This window comes from Nostoc sp. 'Lobaria pulmonaria (5183) cyanobiont' (assembly GCF_002949795.1).
In the GTDB taxonomy this organism is placed as follows: domain Bacteria; phylum Cyanobacteriota; class Cyanobacteriia; order Cyanobacteriales; family Nostocaceae; genus Nostoc.
Genome location: NZ_CP026692.1, coordinates 5,900,441 through 5,919,879, shown reverse-complemented (window position 1 = coordinate 5,919,879; position 19,439 = coordinate 5,900,441). Strand labels below are relative to the sequence as shown.

The 19,439-nt window shown below is 42.1% G+C and carries 16 protein-coding genes and 2 pseudogenes; 9 read left to right on the top strand and 9 right to left on the bottom strand.

All coding sequences use genetic code 11. The annotated features are described in order from the left end of the window. Positions 1-40: 40 nt before the first annotated feature. The 3 genes from NLP_RS26205 (at position 41) to NLP_RS26195 (ending at position 4,238) form a co-directional block, all read left to right on the top strand. Entirely contained in the window at positions 41-2,077 is a 2,037-nt protein-coding gene (locus tag NLP_RS26205) for a bifunctional metallophosphatase/5'-nucleotidase (protein ID WP_104908879.1), read from the top strand. A 4-nt stretch (positions 2,078-2,081) separates the two neighbouring features. Then, positions 2,082-2,975, top strand: coding sequence for an isopenicillin N synthase family dioxygenase (locus tag NLP_RS26200; protein WP_104910044.1), 894 nt, complete (start codon positions 2,082-2,084; stop codon positions 2,973-2,975). Positions 2,976-3,098: 123 nt separating this feature from the next. Then, positions 3,099-4,238, top strand: coding sequence for an NAD(P)/FAD-dependent oxidoreductase (locus NLP_RS26195; RefSeq protein ID WP_104908878.1), 1,140 nt, complete (start codon positions 3,099-3,101; stop codon positions 4,236-4,238). A gap of 138 nt (positions 4,239-4,376) precedes the next feature. On the opposite strand, the gene NLP_RS26190 is transcribed toward NLP_RS26195, so the two are convergent. The 6 genes and pseudogenes from NLP_RS26190 to NLP_RS35225 all read right to left on the bottom strand — a co-directional run bounded on the left by NLP_RS26190 (position 4,377) and on the right by NLP_RS35225 (position 9,804). Further along, entirely contained in the window at positions 4,377-4,985 is a 609-nt protein-coding gene (locus tag NLP_RS26190; RefSeq protein WP_234017384.1) for a DUF928 domain-containing protein, read from the bottom strand. A 511-nt stretch (positions 4,986-5,496) separates the two neighbouring features. After that, on the bottom strand, positions 5,497-6,312 hold the full coding sequence (locus tag NLP_RS26185; protein WP_199784700.1) for a hypothetical protein: 816 nt from the start codon (positions 6,310-6,312) through the stop codon (positions 5,497-5,499). Positions 6,313-6,702: 390 nt separating this feature from the next. Continuing rightward, positions 6,703-7,854: pseudogene (locus NLP_RS26180) on the bottom strand (DUF1822 family protein). 73 nt (positions 7,855-7,927) lie between these two features. Beyond that, positions 7,928-8,725: a sigma-70 family RNA polymerase sigma factor gene (locus NLP_RS26175; RefSeq protein WP_104908877.1), complete on the bottom strand. Its 798-nt coding sequence runs from the start codon at positions 8,723-8,725 to the stop codon at positions 7,928-7,930. 111 nt (positions 8,726-8,836) lie between these two features. Then, positions 8,837-9,472, bottom strand: a complete 636-nt coding sequence (locus NLP_RS26170; protein WP_234017383.1) for an IS630 family transposase — start codon at positions 9,470-9,472, stop codon at positions 8,837-8,839. Beyond that, a complete protein-coding gene (locus NLP_RS35225; protein ID WP_234017075.1) occupies positions 9,385-9,804 on the bottom strand; it encodes a helix-turn-helix domain-containing protein in 420 nt (139 codons plus the stop codon). Before NLP_RS35225 ends, NLP_RS26170 begins: the two co-directional genes overlap by 88 nt. A gap of 70 nt (positions 9,805-9,874) precedes the next feature. Between NLP_RS35225 and NLP_RS26165 the strand changes: the two are divergent. Both NLP_RS26165 and NLP_RS26160 read left to right on the top strand, forming a co-directional pair. After that, a pseudogene (locus NLP_RS26165) lies at positions 9,875-11,236 on the top strand (CHAT domain-containing protein); the annotation flags it as partial. Positions 11,237-11,469: 233 nt separating this feature from the next. Beyond that, entirely contained in the window at positions 11,470-12,852 is a 1,383-nt protein-coding gene (locus NLP_RS26160; protein WP_199784699.1) for an alpha-amylase family glycosyl hydrolase, read from the top strand. A gap of 27 nt (positions 12,853-12,879) precedes the next feature. Here the strand turns inward: NLP_RS26160 and hisD are convergent, their stop codons facing one another. Further along, on the bottom strand, positions 12,880-14,160 hold the full coding sequence (hisD, locus tag NLP_RS26155; protein WP_104908874.1) for a histidinol dehydrogenase: 1,281 nt from the start codon (positions 14,158-14,160) through the stop codon (positions 12,880-12,882). Between the two features lie 136 nt (positions 14,161-14,296). Between hisD and NLP_RS26150 the strand changes: the two genes are divergently transcribed. The 4 genes from NLP_RS26150 to NLP_RS33625 all read left to right on the top strand — a co-directional run bounded on the left by NLP_RS26150 (position 14,297) and on the right by NLP_RS33625 (position 17,606). After that, positions 14,297-15,085, top strand: a complete 789-nt coding sequence (locus NLP_RS26150) for a hypothetical protein (protein ID WP_104908873.1) — start codon at positions 14,297-14,299, stop codon at positions 15,083-15,085. Positions 15,086-15,096: 11 nt separating this feature from the next. Further along, positions 15,097-15,357, top strand: coding sequence for a pentapeptide repeat-containing protein (locus NLP_RS26145; protein ID WP_234017074.1), 261 nt, complete (start codon positions 15,097-15,099; stop codon positions 15,355-15,357). A 281-nt stretch (positions 15,358-15,638) separates the two neighbouring features. Further along, positions 15,639-17,192, top strand: a complete 1,554-nt coding sequence (locus NLP_RS26135; protein WP_104910043.1) for a cation:proton antiporter — start codon at positions 15,639-15,641, stop codon at positions 17,190-17,192. Positions 17,193-17,222: 30 nt separating this feature from the next. Continuing rightward, positions 17,223-17,606 carry a hypothetical protein gene (locus NLP_RS33625; RefSeq protein ID WP_158680536.1) on the top strand — a complete coding sequence of 128 codons (384 nt, stop codon included), beginning with the start codon at positions 17,223-17,225 and terminating at the stop codon, positions 17,604-17,606. Positions 17,607-17,769: 163 nt separating this feature from the next. On the opposite strand, the gene NLP_RS26125 is transcribed toward NLP_RS33625, so the two are convergent. Both NLP_RS26125 and NLP_RS26120 read right to left on the bottom strand, forming a co-directional pair. Next, entirely contained in the window at positions 17,770-18,324 is a 555-nt protein-coding gene (locus tag NLP_RS26125; protein ID WP_104908870.1) for a DUF3124 domain-containing protein, read from the bottom strand. A 69-nt stretch (positions 18,325-18,393) separates the two neighbouring features. Continuing rightward, positions 18,394-19,071: a potassium channel family protein gene (locus tag NLP_RS26120; protein ID WP_104908869.1), complete on the bottom strand. Its 678-nt coding sequence runs from the start codon at positions 19,069-19,071 to the stop codon at positions 18,394-18,396. Positions 19,072-19,439: the final 368 nt, after the last annotated feature.

Below are 19,439 nucleotides of genomic sequence, written 5' to 3'. Positions count from 1 at the left end.
CTAAAAAATTATTCACCACTGATGAGCTAGAAAATTTATTATGTCTTTTTTAGATCGGAGAAGTCGATTTTTCAGTAAGTTTAATCGCCGAGATTTAAGAACTAGCCAGTTAAGTTGGCTGATTATATCTGGCATCTTTTTATTTTTAGGAACTACTGGTGGTGTGCTGCAAGTTAAAACAGCACATAAGTCAGGGTTCACACTACAACTTTTACATACTTCCGACCAAGAAGCGGGTGTCCCAGCGCTGAAAGATGCACCGAATTTTTCGGCGGTGTTGAATGCACTCAAAAATCAGGATGCTAATCGTGATGGTAAACCTGATTATCCTAATACCTTAATCCTTTCATCTGGAGATGCTTATATTCCCAGTCCCTTCTTATTTGCCAGTGACAGAGCTTTTGGTGGTCAGGGACGGGGAGATATTTTAATTCTAAATGCTCTTGGGTTTGGTGCGATCGCCTTTGGTAATCACGAATTTGACTTAGGTACGGGTGTTGTTGCCGACTTACTTCGTGCCAAAGAAGATTACCCAGGGACAAAATTTCCTTATCTCAGCACAAATCTCGACTTCAGCACTGATAAAGACCTGGCAAAATTAGTTACTGCTGATGGACAAGAGGCAAGTAAAATTCCGAATAAAATTGCCCGAAGCACTATCATTACCGTCAATGGTGAAAAAATTGCTGTGGTTGGGGCGACAACTCCCACACTGCGGACTATTTCTTCTCCCGGTGGTGTGACTGTATTGCCTAAAGAATTTAATGACCGCGATACCGCAGATATCGCCGCTTTGGCTGCTGAAATTCAAACTTCTGTTGATACACTGCTGACAAAGAATCCAGAGATTAATAAAGTCATTTTATTGGCACACATGCAGCAAATTGCGATTGAGCAAAAGCTAGCAACATTACTCAAGGGAGTAGATATTATTGTTGCTGGTGGTTCCAATACCTTACTAGCCGACAAAACAGACCGTCTGCGAGTGGGTGATAAATCTGCGGGAACTTATCCAATCATCAAAAAAGCCGCAGATGGTAATCCGATAGCTGTAGTTAATACCGATGGGAACTATCGCTATGTTGGTCGTCTAGTTGTTAACTTTGATGCCAATGGAGTAATTATTCCGTCTAGTATTGACCCCAAAATTAGCGGTGCTTATGCGACTGATTCCCAAGGTGTAGCAGCTGTCGGTGGGAAACCCGATGCCAAAATTGTCGCCATTACAGAAGCACTCAAAAAAGTGATTATTGCCCAAGATGGTCAGATTTTTGGGAAAACCAACGTTTTTCTCAATGGCTGGCGGGGTGATGTCCGCACCCAAGAAACCAATTTCGGGAATTTAACAGCCGAAGCTAATTTAGCGATCGCTAAACGATACGATCCTAAAACTGTCATTTCCATCAAAAATGGCGGTGGTATCCGTGACAATATTGGTATATATACTTTTCCCCCAGGTTCGACTCGCTCACAGGATGTTATCAAACTACCACCCCAAGCAAATCCTGTAGCAGGCAAGAAAGAAAAGGAAATTTCCCAACTTGATATCACCAATGCTTTACGGTTTAACAATAGCTTGACTTTAGTTACTTTAAATGCTAAAGAACTACTAGCAATAATTGAACACAGTGTAGCAGCCATAGCGCCAGGTGCTACCCCTGGCAGTTTTCCTCAAGTAGCGGGATTAGCCTTTAGCTTTGACCCAAATTTGCCAGCAGGTAAGCGTGTTAAATCCCTGGCTATCAAAGATGGCAAAGGCAAAATTATTGATGTAGTGGTGAAAAATGCAGAGTTAGTGGGTGATAATAATCGCATCTTCCGCACTGTCACCTTAAACTTCCTAGCAAGTGGTGGTGATGGTTATCTTTTTCCGAAAAGAGAACGGGTTGATTTGATATCAAAAGATGCTAAACGTACAGGTTTAGCCACCTTTGCTGCTGATGGTTCTGAACAAGATGCATTAGCAGAATATCTGGCTGCTAACTTTAAGCAGATTCCATTTGCTCAGGAAGATGTACCAGCTACCAAAGATACTCGCATTCAAAATCTGAAGTTGCGTAAAGATGTGGTATTTTGAATCAATGGTTACAATTCCAGTAATTGATTTTACTAATTTTACTAAAGGCAACGCAATAAATCGGCAAGCTGTTATCAAACAAATCTATGAAGCTTGTCATGAAATTGGCTTCGTGTACTTACAAAATTCGGGAATATCAAAAGACCTAATCAAACAAGTATTCATTCACAGCAAATCTTTTTTCAATTTACCTTTAGAAGTTAAGCAAAAGCAAGCTTGGAGTGATGAATTTAGTAATATGGGTTACGTTGGGATTGAGAGAGAACGTCTTGACCCCAACAAACCAGGCGACTTAAAAGAGGCGTTTAATGTAAATAAACAAGCGGCTATCGGGATAAATGCTTCTATTGTCACCTTTTATGATAGTTGTACAGAACTTGCTAACACGATATTACAAGCTTATGAGTTGGCGTTAGAATTGCCAGAAGATTTTTTTACTATAAGACATAATCAACAAAATCATACCTTGCGACTATTACACTATCCTCCATCGCAGACACCAGCGAAACCCGGACAAGTGCGTGCTGGTGAGCATTCCGATTATGGCAGTATTACCTTACTTTTCCAAGATGACATTGGCGGGTTAGAAGTACAGACAGCATTTGGAGAGTGGATTGCCGCGCCTGCAATTCCTGATACTGTAATAATCAATACTGGCGATTTAATGCAACGATGGACTAATCATCGATTTTGCTCAACTAAGCATCGAGTGATGATTCCCACTGATAACAGGATAAATCAGTCTCGGTATTCTATGGCTTTTTTCTGTCATCCTAATGATCATACAGAAATTACTTGTTTGGAGAGTTGCCAGAAAGAACAATCGCCTATCTATCCTCCTATCCTTGCGGGAGAATATCTTTTAAGCCGTTTACAAGCAACTTATGGTAATTCGTAATTATAGCGGTTCCCATTCAGATGCAGTATAACATTACATCGTGGGGTGTAGGGGCACGGCAGTGCCGTGCCCCTACGGGTGTACCTCACGCAAACGAGAAGCGCTATAAGAAAGATATTTAAAATGAAAACCTACGACTGGATTGTGGTTGGCGGTGGAATTACGGGTGCTGCACTCGCCTATGAACTTGCTAAAACTGGCTTTTCTGTACTTTTATTGGAGCAAGACAGCAGACCACAGAATGCAACTCGCTATAGTTATGGTGGGCTTGCCTATTGGTCGGGTAATACGCCACTAACTCGGCTATTGTGCGAAGAAGCGATCGCACGTTACCATATCCTATCTCAAGAGTTAGACGCTGATATCCAATTTCGGGAATTAGATTTATTACTGACTATTTCAGCCCATAACGACCCAGAAACAACTGCGGCATCATATAATCAGTTTGCCATTCCACCCCGTTTACTCAGTATCCAAGAAGCTTGTGAGTTGGAACCGCAGCTAAATCGAGAGGCGATATCTGGGGCTTTAACTGTCAAACACGGTCATATTCACCCAGAAAAAACAGCACAAGCTTACATCCAAGCCTTTGAGCGTGCTGGGGGTGAAATGCAGATTACCCAAGTATTGCAAGTATTGCAAGATGGTGTACAAACCACCAGTGCAACTTTCCACAGCGCTAACGTTGTCATCTGTACGGGTGGACTCAGCCGCCAGCTGCTCAAGTCTGCTGGTGTTTCTATCAAGCTGTATTTTACCCACGAAGAAATCATTGAAACCTCACCCGTTGATGTCAGGTTACGCACCTTAGTTATGCCAGCCAATCTACAACGGTTTCAACTAGAAGCTGAATCTACACAAGTTGATGAATTATGGGATGAACTTGGTAATGAATTAGTACCAGCGATTTTAGATGTGGGTGCGATTCAGTTTCAAGATGGTAGTATCCGCATCGGTCAAATTAGCCGTGCGATCGCAGATCCTCAAGCCAAGGTAAACTCAGACGTAAGCGAAAAATGGTTGCGAAAAAGTGTTGGTCAAATTTTACCAGCATTGGAGAATCTACCAGGGACTTGGTATCACTGCTTAGTCGCATTTAGTAGCAATCAACTCCCCTTAATTGGTGCTATCCCCGGATTTAAAGGCGTTCATGTTTTCTCTGGATTTAGCAATCCCCTAGTACTGATACCACCTTTGGCAAAGCGCTTTGCTAATTTTGCAACTGGCCAGGAAGATGAAATTATTACACAAATGCTAATCTAAAAGCCCGCAGCGAAAAACACACATATTACTGATGCTGACACATTAGGCGGGTGCATCCCAGTTTTTATTTTACGTTTAGAGAATAAAATCTTAATTCCCGTAGAATGGATGGTTTGACAATTAGTACTTTTACTCCACTCAAAAAAGTGGGATGCTCCCCTTTGCATTGGCTTGGCAACATTTTATCAGAGGTTGTTTAGCTAAACTCTCTAAATCTACGGATTTAAGCAAATTCATCCACTCCACCGCTAGAGTTGGATCTTCAGGTTTGCTAAGACGTAATTCAGCCAAAGTAGTCAAAGCATCATACCAAATACCATTTTGGGCATAAAGGTTTACCCGTTGCTGAGGAGTTGCTTGCTTCAAGCTATCTACTAATTTAGGATTTAGATTGGCCCGTTGCACCCATCCTTCTACATACTCCTGTTCTACGGGTTGTTGTGGATTGCAAATGATTTTTATCTTGAAAAACCAGTGATACATCTTGTCTACTTGCAATGGGGGAGTATTTGCGCTTAAGGGAATGCTAATAATTCCTGGTACTTCTGGTATTGTTACTATTGTTCGGTAAAGAGTTTGACTTGGTTTAATTGACTCATCTTTGAGAACAAACTCGATGGAATCAATTGTAGATTTCTTATAGGGGACAAAAAACCAAAAAGTTGGCGATTTTTCCGCCGTAAAGCCCCAAACTTTAGTAACAGAAACAGCTTCTGTTTGTTTTCGTTTGAGTCTCTCTTCGTATATAGGTACAAGTGCAATAACAGACTGATTACTAACACCACAACCACGACTTGCAGCACCTCCGCGATCGCCTGCTGCCCCCTGTCTGGAGGAGGCGGAGGAGGTGAAAATTTCTTAGGAATGGCCGCAACTGATGTCATCCAAATCATTGGAGAATAGCCGATAATTCCCAACAAAGTTATTCCGAATGCCGTGATTAATTGTATTTTTTGCCAATAGCTTTTCATAAATACTCCTGACTTCTGCCTGATAAACGGCGATTTTCATGCTTCAAATTTGCGTTATCATTAATTTTTAAATTTCATGTTTAAGGAAGTTGTAGCTATTAAGCTATTAACTACTAAAGCCAACATAGCAGGAATGAGGGGAACCCAACAACTATATACAATTAAAAGTATAAAACAGCTAACGTATAAACTGATAATGGCTATTCCTCCTGCCAAGCTTAAATAAATGAATCGGTGCAGATAAGCAGTAAACAAACCGCCTAAAAAAGACCAACCCCAAACCCAAATTACCTCACCCCAAAGCGGCCAAGTCCACAACAGAGGTTTTCCGTCCAAAGCAGCACTGAGCAGTTGACTATTGTGAGACTTTCTGTTTGATTGATGTAGATTTTTCCTGTTTGATTCGTTTCTTGAGTGGAACTATGTCCGGCAAAAAATAGAATCTGCCAATTCTGCTCCCATAGCTGGTCAGTAAGGTCAAGGCATTGTGGTTCAACTAAAAAAGTGATATCTGTATTGGGTAACAAATTAAGTAGTGCCTGGTCTGCTTTGGTATCAATACCTTGACTGTTACCCAAAATCGCTAAGATTTTTACTTTGTCGGATGTAGTTGCTATGCGGTTAAGGTTGACTTGTTCGTAGGCAGGAGCGCTCAGGGCTATTTCCGCCTGGGGATAGCGTTCTATCAAATCCCAAAGATGCCAAGGAAATTTCTGTAATCGCAGGTCTTTGGTTTGTAAAAGCATACGAATATTATCCGCAAGCATGAGTTTTTCTAACAATGTCTCGCGGATGGAACGAAAGGAATCGGAAGCAAGCCAAGTATTAAAACTTACTTTAAATTCCTCACTCACTTGCTGGCAGTATTCTAGGCTAGGGACTTGGTTAAGTTCTTTAGGTAAACCAATGGGACGAGATGGCAGCCTTAAATTACGATAAATAGATTGCCAACGGTGATAATCGCGGATAATTTCTGGGTTGGGGGGAAGTTCGCCTGTGATTTCTACAGTCGGGCGGACATTTTCATTGCCAATCTGTAGAGTCACGGTAAACCCTTGTTCAAAGTTTCCCTCCCCTAAGTTTAAGATGATTAACTTGTCCACAGCTAGTTCTCCCTAGATGTTGAGTTGTATCTATCTGAGGTACACCCGTAGGGGCACGGCACTACCCATTGGTGTCAACTTAAGCCGAAAACTATATCAGACAGGCGTTTTGCAAATCCCTCACGCCCTCATCCCCTAACCCCTTCTCCCAAGGGAGAAGGGGAATTGAATGTCTAGCTCCCCTCTCCCTTGGGGAGAGGGGCTGGGGGTGAGGGCAAAACGTTGTTACCAAGCGGGTTTTAGGTTAAATTGACACCTATGGGCACTACCGTGCCCTTACACCCTGCTATATATATCTTGGTTGCTAAATGAATTACCTACTGTGTGTAGTTAAATTCAGTGTAAGAGTAAATAATAGGGGCTAAACGTGAAGATTTTTGAAGGTAACACTTAAAAGCGCAAAATCTCTCGCTCGTAGTCTTCAGGTGTGGGTTCTATTTCCCAAACCAATCCTTCTCCTAGTTCCAAAATTACTTCCAAATACAACATATCTACAGGATTTGTTGCTATATCTTGATTATTTTCAAAAGCTTGTAAGTCTTCTGTTAGTAGTCGGAGCTTAAACCCAGCCGGAATTTGACCATCAAGAGTTGTACTTCGCAATTCAAAACGCCAAACATAGTCTTCAGAAGCGCTTTTTGGGAAAATACGTAACTCGTATGTTTGCTCTGCAACTATTATTTGCCGAGACAAGCCGAGGACTGGTTCTGCACTCCGCATTCCCACAGCTACCACAAGGAATTCTCTTTTTTCCCATCCCCACTGTTGAGCTAAATTGGCTACTACTGTCTGTAATAATTGCGGAATTGACGACTGTATGAGTAAACCCTGACGCTGTTCATACAACTTTTTTCGCCAACCGCTATGTGCCAAGAGCGCACCCCAGAGTGAAAATGGAACTGCCAAACGTGGGAATTTCACATCGCGATCGCCCAATCTTTCTAAGAGGTTTTCTGCCTAGATTTTGGCAATAGAATCTAAAGGTGCAATCTCGGCACGTAAAACTTCTGACCGATCGAGTTGGCGTGTAACCCACAGCACATTAATATCTGGAATTAAATCTTCACTTTCCAAGCTGTAAGTGCGATCGCCAGCATCATAAACCCCTTTTGTTTTCAGAATTTGATGGGTTGTGTAGCCAAAAATCTTCATCCAGCCATCATCAGGATTAACTTGTACTGCTATGTAATAATCAGCAACCCATTCTGGAATATCTACCCATTCCTGCGGTACGCGCAACTCATCGTCATCCATCGCCAGGGTGGGAATTAAGACAAGGCGATCGCGATCAAAAGTAATAGCTGTGCCATTGACTACTTCCCAAAAACTCGGCAATGCCGCACTGTTAGGATAAACCCTGGCGGTGGCAGCAATTTCCTCCTGGAACCAAGGCAAAAATGCTTGCAAGCATTTTTGATTTATCCACCCACGTTGACAAGCACCAGCTGTTGAGTATGGTTGTTCTTGCTCCTCTGGAGATTGGGTAATTTCCAAGTATAAATGCTGTGAGTCAATGGTGAATGGGGGAGGTGCGTTCAACATAAATAATTTTAGAATGACTGCATATCAAGACCATATTAGGGAGAGGGGAGAGACAAAATTATTTCTTGTCTGCTCATTGAATCTGGGTATGGCTATATTGGACTTTCAGCCATTCCTCTAAACTTGTGTTTATGGCATCTACTACGTCGGATTTAAGGGAAATATGCAAGATGTTTTGACTCCATTGCGTTAAAGTCAGAAGCAATGACTTTTTAATGCTGTGAAGGCGACGGGAAACAGTATATTGCTTAATTTCTAACTGTGCAGCAATTTCTTGTTGAGTCAGTTGTTGAACGTAGTAAGCTTGTAGTACTTTTTGGGACTCAGCATCGAGTGCAGCGATCGCTTGGGACAAAACTTGGTTTAACTGAGCTTGCTGCGATCGCATATTCGCAGCTTCTTCCTGCTCAATAATTTCCGTTAGTAAAGATGTTTGCAAATCTACAGGCAATATATCTAATAAATTACCCTCATCTTCTTTGAGGGGAGCGTCTGCGGAAACAAACTTAGGATAGAGGAAAGTACGGGCAGCTTTAGCAGCAGATAATACCCAGGTTTCTATGGTTTGCTGATTGACTGCGGCAGTGGGTGAACTCAATCGGCTGAAACGTTCTGCATTATAAAGATGACTAATAGCTTCCCAAGTCCGAGCATCTGGTTTGGTCAGCTGACGAATTTTTGTATTGTCACCTGTGTAAAGTTCCTTAAAGCATTCCCAGGCTAAAACATAACTCTCGATGCTTTCAGTGTTAAATCCAGCATTTTGTAATGATTGCACTAGTCGTTTGCGGCTGAGTTTGTGCAATAATGCCCAGTCTGAGCAAATATCTGCTTCCCGCTGTAAGGAGTTATGTAAAAATAACTTGAACAATTAATTGACTACTTTGGGTTTTATAATATATAGCGGTATGCAATTGTATGAGATACGAACAGATGTACTGTAGTCGTTGACATACCGAAGTGAAAAGTTGCCTACAAGACTCTAGACTGACTCTAAATATTCAGTGAGGCAGTAGCAACAATGAGTAAACCAGTTATGAATATCTTGCAGAGAGACTTTTTGAAAAGCCGTATCAATCGCCTGAGCTAAATCATGATAGGTACGAGGAGCCGCAGAACGAATAAATTCTTTAACCTTTGACCAACAGTTTTCAATGGGGGAAAAGTCAGGAGAATAGGGAGAGAGAAAGTGTAGACTAGCTTGAGCTTGTTCTAGCATCGGGCGCAAAAAGGCTTCTTGATGAATGGAGGCATTGTCCATCACTACACAGGCTCCAGGGCAGAGATTAGGTATAAGTCGCTGGCAGATAAAGGCTTCAAAGGTTAAACCATCCGTCGCCCCCACAATAGCTGTCGAAGCAACAACACCTCGCAATGCCATTGCACCAATGAGACTCACATTCTTACCTCGTTGTTGAGGACGTGTCCCATAAGCTCTTTGTCCTGATAATGCTCGTCCGAATAGGCGAGTCATCCCTAAATTCACTCCAGCCTCATCAACAAAGACCAAATCCTCTACGCGCAGGATGGTCATTTGATGCCTGTACTCTCGCCGTAAGTTTTGAACTCGCTCCGTTTGTCGTTCACTGGCTTGAAACGTTTTTTTTTGCGGGTCAATCCCAAACGTGTCAGCAGACGACTAATAGTGGAACTACTTACTTGAACTTGTATCTGTTCATAGAGTTTTTCTTTCAACTGAGCTAAAGTGGCATCATTTTTTTCTTCTACTAGTTCTGCCAGAATTATTATGCTCTCTGGAGTTAGCTTGAGGCTCTGACCACCTCCATGACTTTTGGATTCTAGCGTACCTGAAACTTTGTATTGTTTAAGTAGTTTATGTATAAAACTCGGGGCAACCCGGAAACGCTCCGCTAATTTCCGTTGAGATATGGATTCCTGTTCATAAGTATCCGTAATTTTCCGACGGAAATCGATGGAGTATGCTTTCATTGCTTACATATTTAGGTCATGTTCAGTCTATACTACATCTGAGTGCATCTCACTCAACTGAAAACCGCTATATCGTTGGCATTGGCAGTTAAGACGCTTGTTAAAACAGCAGGGAGAGATTCAAGGCGCTATTGCTACCTATGATACTGCGATCGCTGAGTTGCAGACTCTCCGTAATGACTTAGTGGTTGTGAATCGAGATGTCCAGTTTTCCTTTAAAGAAAGTGTAGAACCTGTATATCGAGAGTCCGTAGAATTATTGTTGCAGTTTCAGCAAACTCATCCGAGCGAACCAATCCTAGACAAAGCTAGACAGAGGATTGAAGCACTGCAACTAGCGGAATTAGACGACTTTTTTCGGGAAGCTTGCATTAATGCCAAAACTGTTTTGCTTGACACAATAGTAGATAAAGATAATCCTACATCTGCGATCGTTTATCCAATTATTCTGCCTGATCAACTCCAAGTGATTGTCAAAATTCCTAAACAACCACTGCGTAATTATACAGTAAATAAGTCACAGAATGAGGTAGAAGGTACTATAAAACAACTTAGAGAGTATCTATTAGAACCCGATCAGACTGAGGAAGTGCAGGCGTTATCACAGCAGGTCTATGGGTGGTTAATCAAAGAAATTGAGTCAGATTTAAAAGATAGTGGAGTCAAAACCCTTGTATTTGTACTGGATGGAATATTGCGAAATGTGCCAATGGCTATATTGTATGACGGTCAGCAATATTTGGTAGAAAAATACGCTGTAGCACTCAGCTTAGGACTTCAGTTACTCGCATTCAAACCCTTGACACAAACAAAATTCAATGTACTAGCTGCCGGGTTAGTGCAACCACCACAAGGCTTTCAACAGCAATTTCCACCGCTACCAGAAATTAAATCAGAATTTAACTCTATTTCCCAAGCGATCGCGTCTACCACCCAGTTACTAGATCGAGACTTCAACAGGAAAAATCTAGAGAGTAAGGTAAATACTGTGCCATTTAATGTGTTACATCTGGCAACCCACGGTCAATTTAGTTCCAATGTTGAGAATACTTTTATACTTGCAAATGATGGACCGATCAACGTCACGCAATTTGATAGCCTGCTGCGCCGTCGGGATCAAACTCGCTCAGAAGCTTTGGAAATGCTAGTGTTAAGTGCTTGCCAAACTGCGACTGGTGACAATCGCGCCACGCTAGGGCTAGCAGGAGCATCCGTGAAAGCTGGCGCCCGTAGTACCTTGGCTTCACTATGGCATATCAGTGATAAATCTACTGCTATCTTAATTGGTGAATTTTATCGTGAGTTAGTTAAAACTGAAGTGACAAAGGCTGAAGCCTTGCGTCGTGCCCAAGTAAAGTTGTTAAAAGATTATCCCAATTACAGTCGTCCTGGCTACTGGGCACCTTATGTTTTAGTTGGTAACTGGCTTTAACAAATTCTATCCACTTATTGAAGTTTCTAGAGATTACCCTTCTGGAGAGTGATAGAAGCTGTTCATAAGCGATCGCCGCCTAATTGCAACGAGTTCTTAAATCTTAAAAATCAGGCATTAAGTGGAGTTGAAAAAAATAGTATTAATTGATGCTAATGTGATGTAGTTATGACTGCTGAAGAACTGCTAGAGCGTTATGCTATCGGGGACGTGCCAAACTCGAATTAGGAGTAATGTCTTTAATGAAAAATATCTTCATCTGTGCAGTTGTCATCTGCACAACTTGTATATACCCGATTAAGACATTAGCAGGAGAAAAACCTTCTGCGATTTTTCATGCATTTGACCAGCAGTACACTGATATCGAAAAGTTTGTCTGTGAAATAGGGAAGCAAGGATATTCTCACATTCAAATTTCTCCAGCCCAAAAATCTAATCCCGCTCCAGAATGGTGGGCACGCTATCAGCCTGTAGACTACAGCATTATCGAAGGTAGAGGTTCACTCTTCAATTTAAAAAAACTTATTAGTCAAGCCCACAGTTGTAATGTCAAAGTGATTGCTGATGTTGTTTTCAATCACATGGCTAATTTAGATGGCAATGATGATTTTGAAGATTTAACTAAATTTCCAGGTCTTTCTATAAATGACTTTAATTCGGACTCAAACCGTCCAGGTAAAAAATCTTGTAGCATTAATTATAGTGATGGCAACAGAGATTCAGAAATTAATTGTTGGTTAGGTGGTCTTCCTGACTTGAGATTTACCAATAATGTTAAAAAAATTCAAAAAGCTCATTTAAAAAAATTGCTAGATTTAGGGATTGATGGATTTCGATTTGATGCTGCCAAGCATATCCCAGCAGATGTTGTCAAAGAGTACATTAGTTATGTGGATCAACAAAGTCAAGGCAAAGCATGGAATTATCTTGAGGTAATCACAGATAGCGACACCAGTGCAGAAAATTATAACTGGATTGCTGCTGTCACAGATTTTGTTCTTTACAATTCAATGAAAAATGCCTTCAGCTTTGGTGGAGATTTGCGTTCTCTGCGAGATCCCACAGGCATAAACGATCCGCATAGCGTCACTTTTGGCAGAAACCACGATACTATTCGCGAGATTAATTCCAATGCCATTAATCCCTATAGCGATCCTTCTGACTCTTTCCTCGCAACAGCATATATCCTGGCGAGAGAAAGTGGCACTCCTCTAATACTGAACTGGGATAATAGAGATGCTGCTTTTATCAAATATGGTGTCAAATTCCGCCAAATTATGCATCAACGAGGAACTCAGGGTAAAAATACCAAAGAAAATGTTTTAGCAGCCATTGATAGTCCGACTGTATTGCTAATGGAGCGGGGCAGTGAAGGATTCTTTGTTGTCAATAAAGGGGAGAATAAATTTAATATCCCAGCACTAGATTTGACCTTGACGAATTTGGATGGATGTTATCGGGAACTCCGTAATAATTTTACTGTTGCGATTGAACGTCGCGATCGCAAGACAAAATTTATAACTCGTTGGGGAAGCTGGAATAGAGGCGGTATGGAAGTTCAAAAACGCGATGCACTCTATTTTATTCGAGAACCTTTTAATCAATGTCAAGTGTAGACGCTCCCTCCATCTCTTCTCAGCTTTTTATTGCAAGCGTACAGATACACTACCTGCATGGGCTGGCAAACCTTCTGCTTCTGCTAAGGTGACAGCTGCTTTGCCTATTGTCTGTAATGATTGTTTGTCACATTCTAAAAAAGTAATTCGTTTGAGAAAGTCGTAGACACTCAAACCAGAGGCAAAGCGGGCAGAACGGGCAGTTGGCAGTACATGGTTGGGGCCTCCTAAATAATCGCCAATCGCTTCTGGAGTATAGCGTCCTAAAAACACGCTCCCGGCACACTTAATTTGATCGGCAAGCAGTTGCGGGTTGTCTGTACACAATTCTACATGTTCAGGAGCTAGTTGATTGAGTAGTGGTATACTCTCGGCTAAATCGCTGACCAGAATCACGGCTGCATAATTTTGCCAACTAGCACTGGCAACTTCTCTGGTGGGTAAATCGGCGAGAATTTTCTCAACAGCCTTTATTACTTGTTGCGCGAAGATTTCGGAATCAGTAATTAAGATTGATTGGGCACTAGGATCGTGTTCTGCTTGCGATAGTAAATCCCAGGCAATCCAATCTGGGTTGTTCTGGCTGTCAGCTACTACTAAAATTTCTGAAGGGCCAGCGATGCTATCAATGCCAACAGTGCCAAAGACTTGACGCTTGGCTTCAGCAACATAAGCATTACCAGGGCCAACAATTTTATCTACTGGGGCAATGCTTTCTGTACCATAAGCTAATGCTGCGATCGCTTGCGCCCCACCAATGCCATATATTTCTGTAACACCAGCAACTTGAGCAGCAGCCAATACAACAGGATTAATCTCACCGCCAGGCATCGGTACTGTCATAACAATTCTTTCAACACCAGCAATTTTAGCTGGTAAAGCATTCATCAACAAAGAACTCGGATAGCTAGCCCGTCCCCCTGGTACATAAATTCCCACTTGCGACAGCGCAACCCAATTCAATCCCAGTTTCACCCCGACTGCATCGGTGTAGCCAATATCTTGCGGTAGTTGTTTTTCATGGAAAGCCACAATCCTTTTAGCAGCAAATTCCAGCGCCGCCAAGACATCGGCAGGACATTGCGTTGCGTGTTCGGCAATAAAGCTTTCGCTTAGATGCAAAGACTGGAGATTGTTGCGGTCAAAGCGGCTAGTATAGTCCTTGACGGCGGCATCACCACGCACTTTCACATCAGCTAAAATCTCGCGTACTGTCCCACTAACATCAACTGTAACTTCCCGGCGATCGCTTACAAGGGTTTTGAATTTGACAGAAAAATCTTTGTCGGTAGTTTGAAGTAGCTGCATGGACAGTACCTTAAAAGCAGTGAGGTCAATAATTAGTTTAACTCCTGATTAACTTGCTCAATATGACTGTGGCTTATATGCATCACTCTTTTTCAGATGTAAGCTAAAAGCACAAAAGATTATGAGTTAACATCTTATGCAGCAGTCCACAAGAGGCAATTACCGGGATCTTTGGCGGCAGCTTGTTACTTTTGCTGCAATTTTTGGCGCTTTCTTTATCAACGTAGTATCGAACGTTTTTCCGCTGAATGGACTTAGCATCGGGGAAATTTCCAATACTTTGTTTAAAAATGTCCTGATTATCCCTGCCAATTACGCCTTTGCTATCTGGGGGCTAATTTACCTTGGGTTGTTTGCTTTTGGGGTATACCAAGCTTTACCTAACCAACGCCATGAGCCTGATTTACGTAAGACAGGTTATCTGTTGGTGATTGCCTGTGTTGCTCAAAGTATCTGGGTGTATCTGTTTTTGTCTCGGTTTTTTGCTCTTTCTGTGATTGCAATGCTCTTGATTCTGTTGCCGCTAATTGCTGTCTATGTGCAGTTAGAAATTGGCAAATCGCGTGTACCTCGGCTGAAAAAATGGTGTATCCACTTTCCGATTAGCATTTATCTAGGCTGGATTAGCGTGGCGACCATTGTCAACGTAGCGTGTGCCTTGGATTTTCACCGGTGGAACGGTTGGGGGATTTCTGTTGTAATTTGGACTCTGATCGTGGTATTGATAGCAACAACAGTTGCAGCAGTTATGGTCATCCAGCGTCGAGACATTGCTTATGCAGGAGTAACACTCTGGGCATTGGTAGCGATCGCACTCAAGCATTCTGATAACTCAATGCTTAGAAATACCGTATTGGTTTTAGCAATTGTCCTAGTTTTAATCGCTACGATTAACAGCTTACGCACCCAACAAAAACATATTTAAGTGGAGCCGACTTGAGTAAAGCATACTTGATGAGGGCAAACCTCAGCGAGTCAGACCTCCAACAAGCTTCACTTCCGGGAGCTAACCTAAGTAGTGCTAACTTAAATGAAGTCAACCTCACTGGTGCAGATTTAACAGGAGCTAATCTGTCACTAGCAGACCTCAGAGGGGCAAATTTTCACTTGTGCAATTTGAGTGGGGCTAACCTAACAGATGCCAAGTTAATTGAAAGTGACTTGGCTTTTGCTCAACAATATCCGAACAAATACTAAATTTAATCTACTGACCAAACATGACACTTGCGTGAAACTCAAGCCAGGTAATCCCTATGAGCCAATCATGGATTTATTCCCAGACGGGATGATACCCATGCGTGACCCGTTTCCCTGGAGCGAACCATTGGGCCAAATTCTGAGTTGGATGGTATAATCGCCGAGTTATGGTAGCAAGTACTGGCTCATTCCATTCTGAACCACACCCTGAACTTGCTAATTTGGCATGAATGAAGAGAGAATCTATCAGTCAAGTCAAACTAACTTTCCAAAACGCAATAGTGGATGTTACCGAATTAGTCAAAGTTTCAATTATTCTCTTGCTCCTTGCTACAGGAGTAGCTTTGCTGTCCCGACGGTTGGGAATTCCTTATGTTACGGGTTTAGTACTAGCAGGTTTGCCCATCACTGAGTTATTGTCTCGTCGGATTGGTTTAAGTCCAACCCTTGTTTTGGATCTTTTCTTGCCAATTCTGCTCTTTGAAGCTGGTATTAATACAGATGTCAGTCGTCTACGCAGCACCTTTAAACCAATTGCCCTACTAGCTGGGCCAGGGGCTGTGATTTCCAGTGCGATTATTGCCGTCCTGTTGAAATTTGTCTTGGGATTGAGTTGGATACCTGCGTTATTTGTCGGAGTAATGCTGGCAAACACTGATACTGTTTCCATGATTGCTGTATTTAAGGATATACCAGTGCCTTCCCGGCTTTCCACTATTGTTGAAGGGGAAACTCTATTCAATGATGCTGCTGCCTTAGTTTCCTTCAACCTGATTGTGCAAGTATATTCAACAGGCTCACTCACATTTATAGAGGGAATCCAACAACTGCTATTTATCTCTCTAGGAGGCTGCGTTGTGGGGTTAGTCTTGGGCTACTTGAGTATACCTGTATTCGCCCGTTTAGATGATGCTCTTAGCAGTCTTGTGCTGACAGTCGCAGTTGCATTAGGAACTTTTCAGGTTGGGCAATATCTCGGTGTCTCAGGCCCTGTAGCCGTAGTTGTCGCTGGCTTAATTTTCGGTAATCTTGGGCTTTCTCGTAATACCTCTGCTTCTAGTCGCATCACCTTGTTGAGTTTCTGGGAATATGCCAGTTTTACTGTCAACACCTTTATTTTTCTGTTGATTGGTGCAGAAATAAACCTGGTAACACTCTGGAAAACTTTACCTGCAATTCTACTTGCAGTATTGGCTTATCAAGTCGGGCGAGTTCTTACAGTTTATCCACTGCTAGCAGTGGTTCGTTGGATTGACCGCCCAATTCCATTGCGTTGGCAACATTTACTGTTTTTAGGCAACATTAAAGGTTCACTGTCAATGGCTCTAGCGTTGAGCTTACCCACCACATTACCAGGGCGAGAAGTCCTGATAGCTATAGTCTTCGGCTCTGTGCTGGTGTCGTTAGTGGGACAGGGTTTAAGTTTGCCTTGGATGGTAAAACGCTTAAAATTATCTAAATTTTCCGAAATTCAACAACAGGTTGAAGAGTTGCAAGCCCAGTTGATGACGGGTAAAGCCGCACAAGATGAATTAGATAGCCTATTGAAATCAGGGGTATTACCAAAAGCCGTTTATGAAGAGATGCGTTCGGCTTATCAAGTACGAATTGCCGGTGCAGAAAAGACACTGCGGGAACTATATAATCGTCGCCCTGATGAGGTGGAAGGTAGAAGTCGCAAGAGCAGTAAACTTGAAGCCATTCGCCGACGTTTACTGCTGGCAGAAAAAGGAGCGCTCAATGAGGCAATGCGGAAGCGAATTCTTTCAGAAGAAATTGTGCGCGTACGGATACAAACTCTTGATGAACAATTACTGAAATTAGAAGATGATTAAATATGGGGCATTGGGCATGGGGCATTGGGTATGGGGGATAGTCTGAGCTTCGTTGATGAACCTTTGAGCTTCGTAAATGAACCTTTGAGCTTCGTTGATGAACCTCTGAGCTTCGTTGATGAACCTCTGAGCTTCGTTGATGAACCTTTGAGCTTCGTTGATGAACCTTTGAGCTTCGTTGATGAACCTTTGAGCTTCGTTGATGAACCTTTGAGCTTCGTGAGTGAACCTTTGAGCTTCGTGAGTGAACCTTTGAGCTTCGTTGATGAACCTTTGAGCTTCGTGAGTGAACCTTTGAGCTTCGTTGATGAACCTTTGAACTTCGTGAGTGAATCTTTGAGCTTCTTTGATGAACCTTTGAGCTTCTTTGATGAACCTGTGAGCTTTGTGAATGAACCTCTGAGCTTTGGCTGATTAGGATCTGTTGCCTCCAGCAATAGATTGAGTCAGAGACTCAATGAATGCATTCCCATGCGAAGCATAGGAACGAAGAATTAACTTAATTACGAATTACGTCAATGTAGCGGTAGTGAGTCCGCGTTCGCTTTTAGCGTCTCGTAGAGAGTGTCATTACGAATTATTTTAAAGGCGATCGCTTATCGTTATTTTGACTTTTAATTACTCTACTAGGACTGATAAAAGAAATTCCTTGTTGAAAGTCAGTACCAATCATGACTGCTTCCACTATCGGTTCGGATATTTCGGTTTGGGCTACCCACTCGACAATGAAGTTTGCGCCTAAACCTCCACTGGTGTCATTTCTATTGATAAAAAAATCTGTAGAAGCTAGGGGATCAAGTTGAATAGGGCGCTCCAAATACTGTTTAACTATTTTCCCTTCTGAGTTATAGTAGCGCACAGAAGTAATAATAATCGGATTGGTCAAATCTGTGTTCCGAATACTAAGCGTAACTGCTAACTCAAAAATCTCTTGGCGATTGTGATGATAGATATGAGAGTAGACCGGAACATAAAGAGTTTCACCGCTTGCGATCTTAAAATTCTTATCCAGCGTCACTGTTTTTTGCAACGGGGTTGCTGGAATGGCATTGGGTTGTGACTTGGGTGTTGATTCACAAGATGCAAGAATAATAACAGCGATCGCTAAATAAATATATCTATACAGCTTCATCAAAACTCACCAATTTTTTTATGTGTGTAGCTAACCCTACCTAATAAACAGTTTAGGTAGGAACTGCACTCAACATTTTTGTTCAATAAAATCAATGACTTGATGTAAGCATCTTGGTTTAGTTACAATCAGCACAGTTGAATGAGGTTCCAGTATTGTACTGCCGTTAGGAATCATCAAATCTTCATGGGGATGGGATTGATAACCAATAATTAGCGAACCAGTAGGGAATTGTGAATCCTGAGCAATTTCGGCAACGCTACGACCAGCAACATAGCAATTGTTGGGGATGGAAAGTTTCAGAACCTCAATCTGTCCCTGCTCAAAATGCATCATTGATTCCACTTGTGGATACTCAATGGCGTTCACCATTGTTGCAACTGATAGTTCAACAGTACTGATAATATGGTTGGCTCCAGCTATCCGTAGTGGTTCGGCAAAGTCGGGGTGGCGCATCCGACTCAAAATATGAGTGACGCCGTAGTGTTTAGCAAGAGTTACCATTGCTAAGTTTAAGGCATCACTGCGTAGGACAGCTGCCAAGGAGCCTGCTTTCCGAATCCCAGCTTCCAGTAATACTTCTGTACTCACAGCACTACCTTCAAAAGCCATTGCTCCCACTTGTTCACGGGCATAGCGGCAAGCGATCGGATCGATGTCAATTACGGCAACAGTATGTCCTAGTTCTACCAGTTTTTGCGCTAAACTTAAGCCCACTAAGCCGGCTCCACCAATCAGTACGTACATAGCTGTTCTTGATACTCTGTAACTTCTTGTTTCACTCTATAGATTAACAAGGAAATGAAGATGTAGCTTTGTTCCCAATTGCTCTGAACAAAATCCTAGTAAATCTTTTCTATAACAGGGAATTACAGATGCAGATTATGAGCGTTACAGTCCCACTGCATCCACGCATCCACAGCCTATCACCGAGCGGTAGGGGCATCAAGACAACCAAATAACATTGGTAATGGTATTATCCTAGGCTTAAAAATGCTTGAAACCCAGATAGATCAAGAAACTAGGCAAAACGATGTCAAAGTCACTCTGTATATAGGTTTGAGCGTTTTTCCTGGCTACTTTTTGTCTAAGTCCCATTAAAATGTCAAATTCAC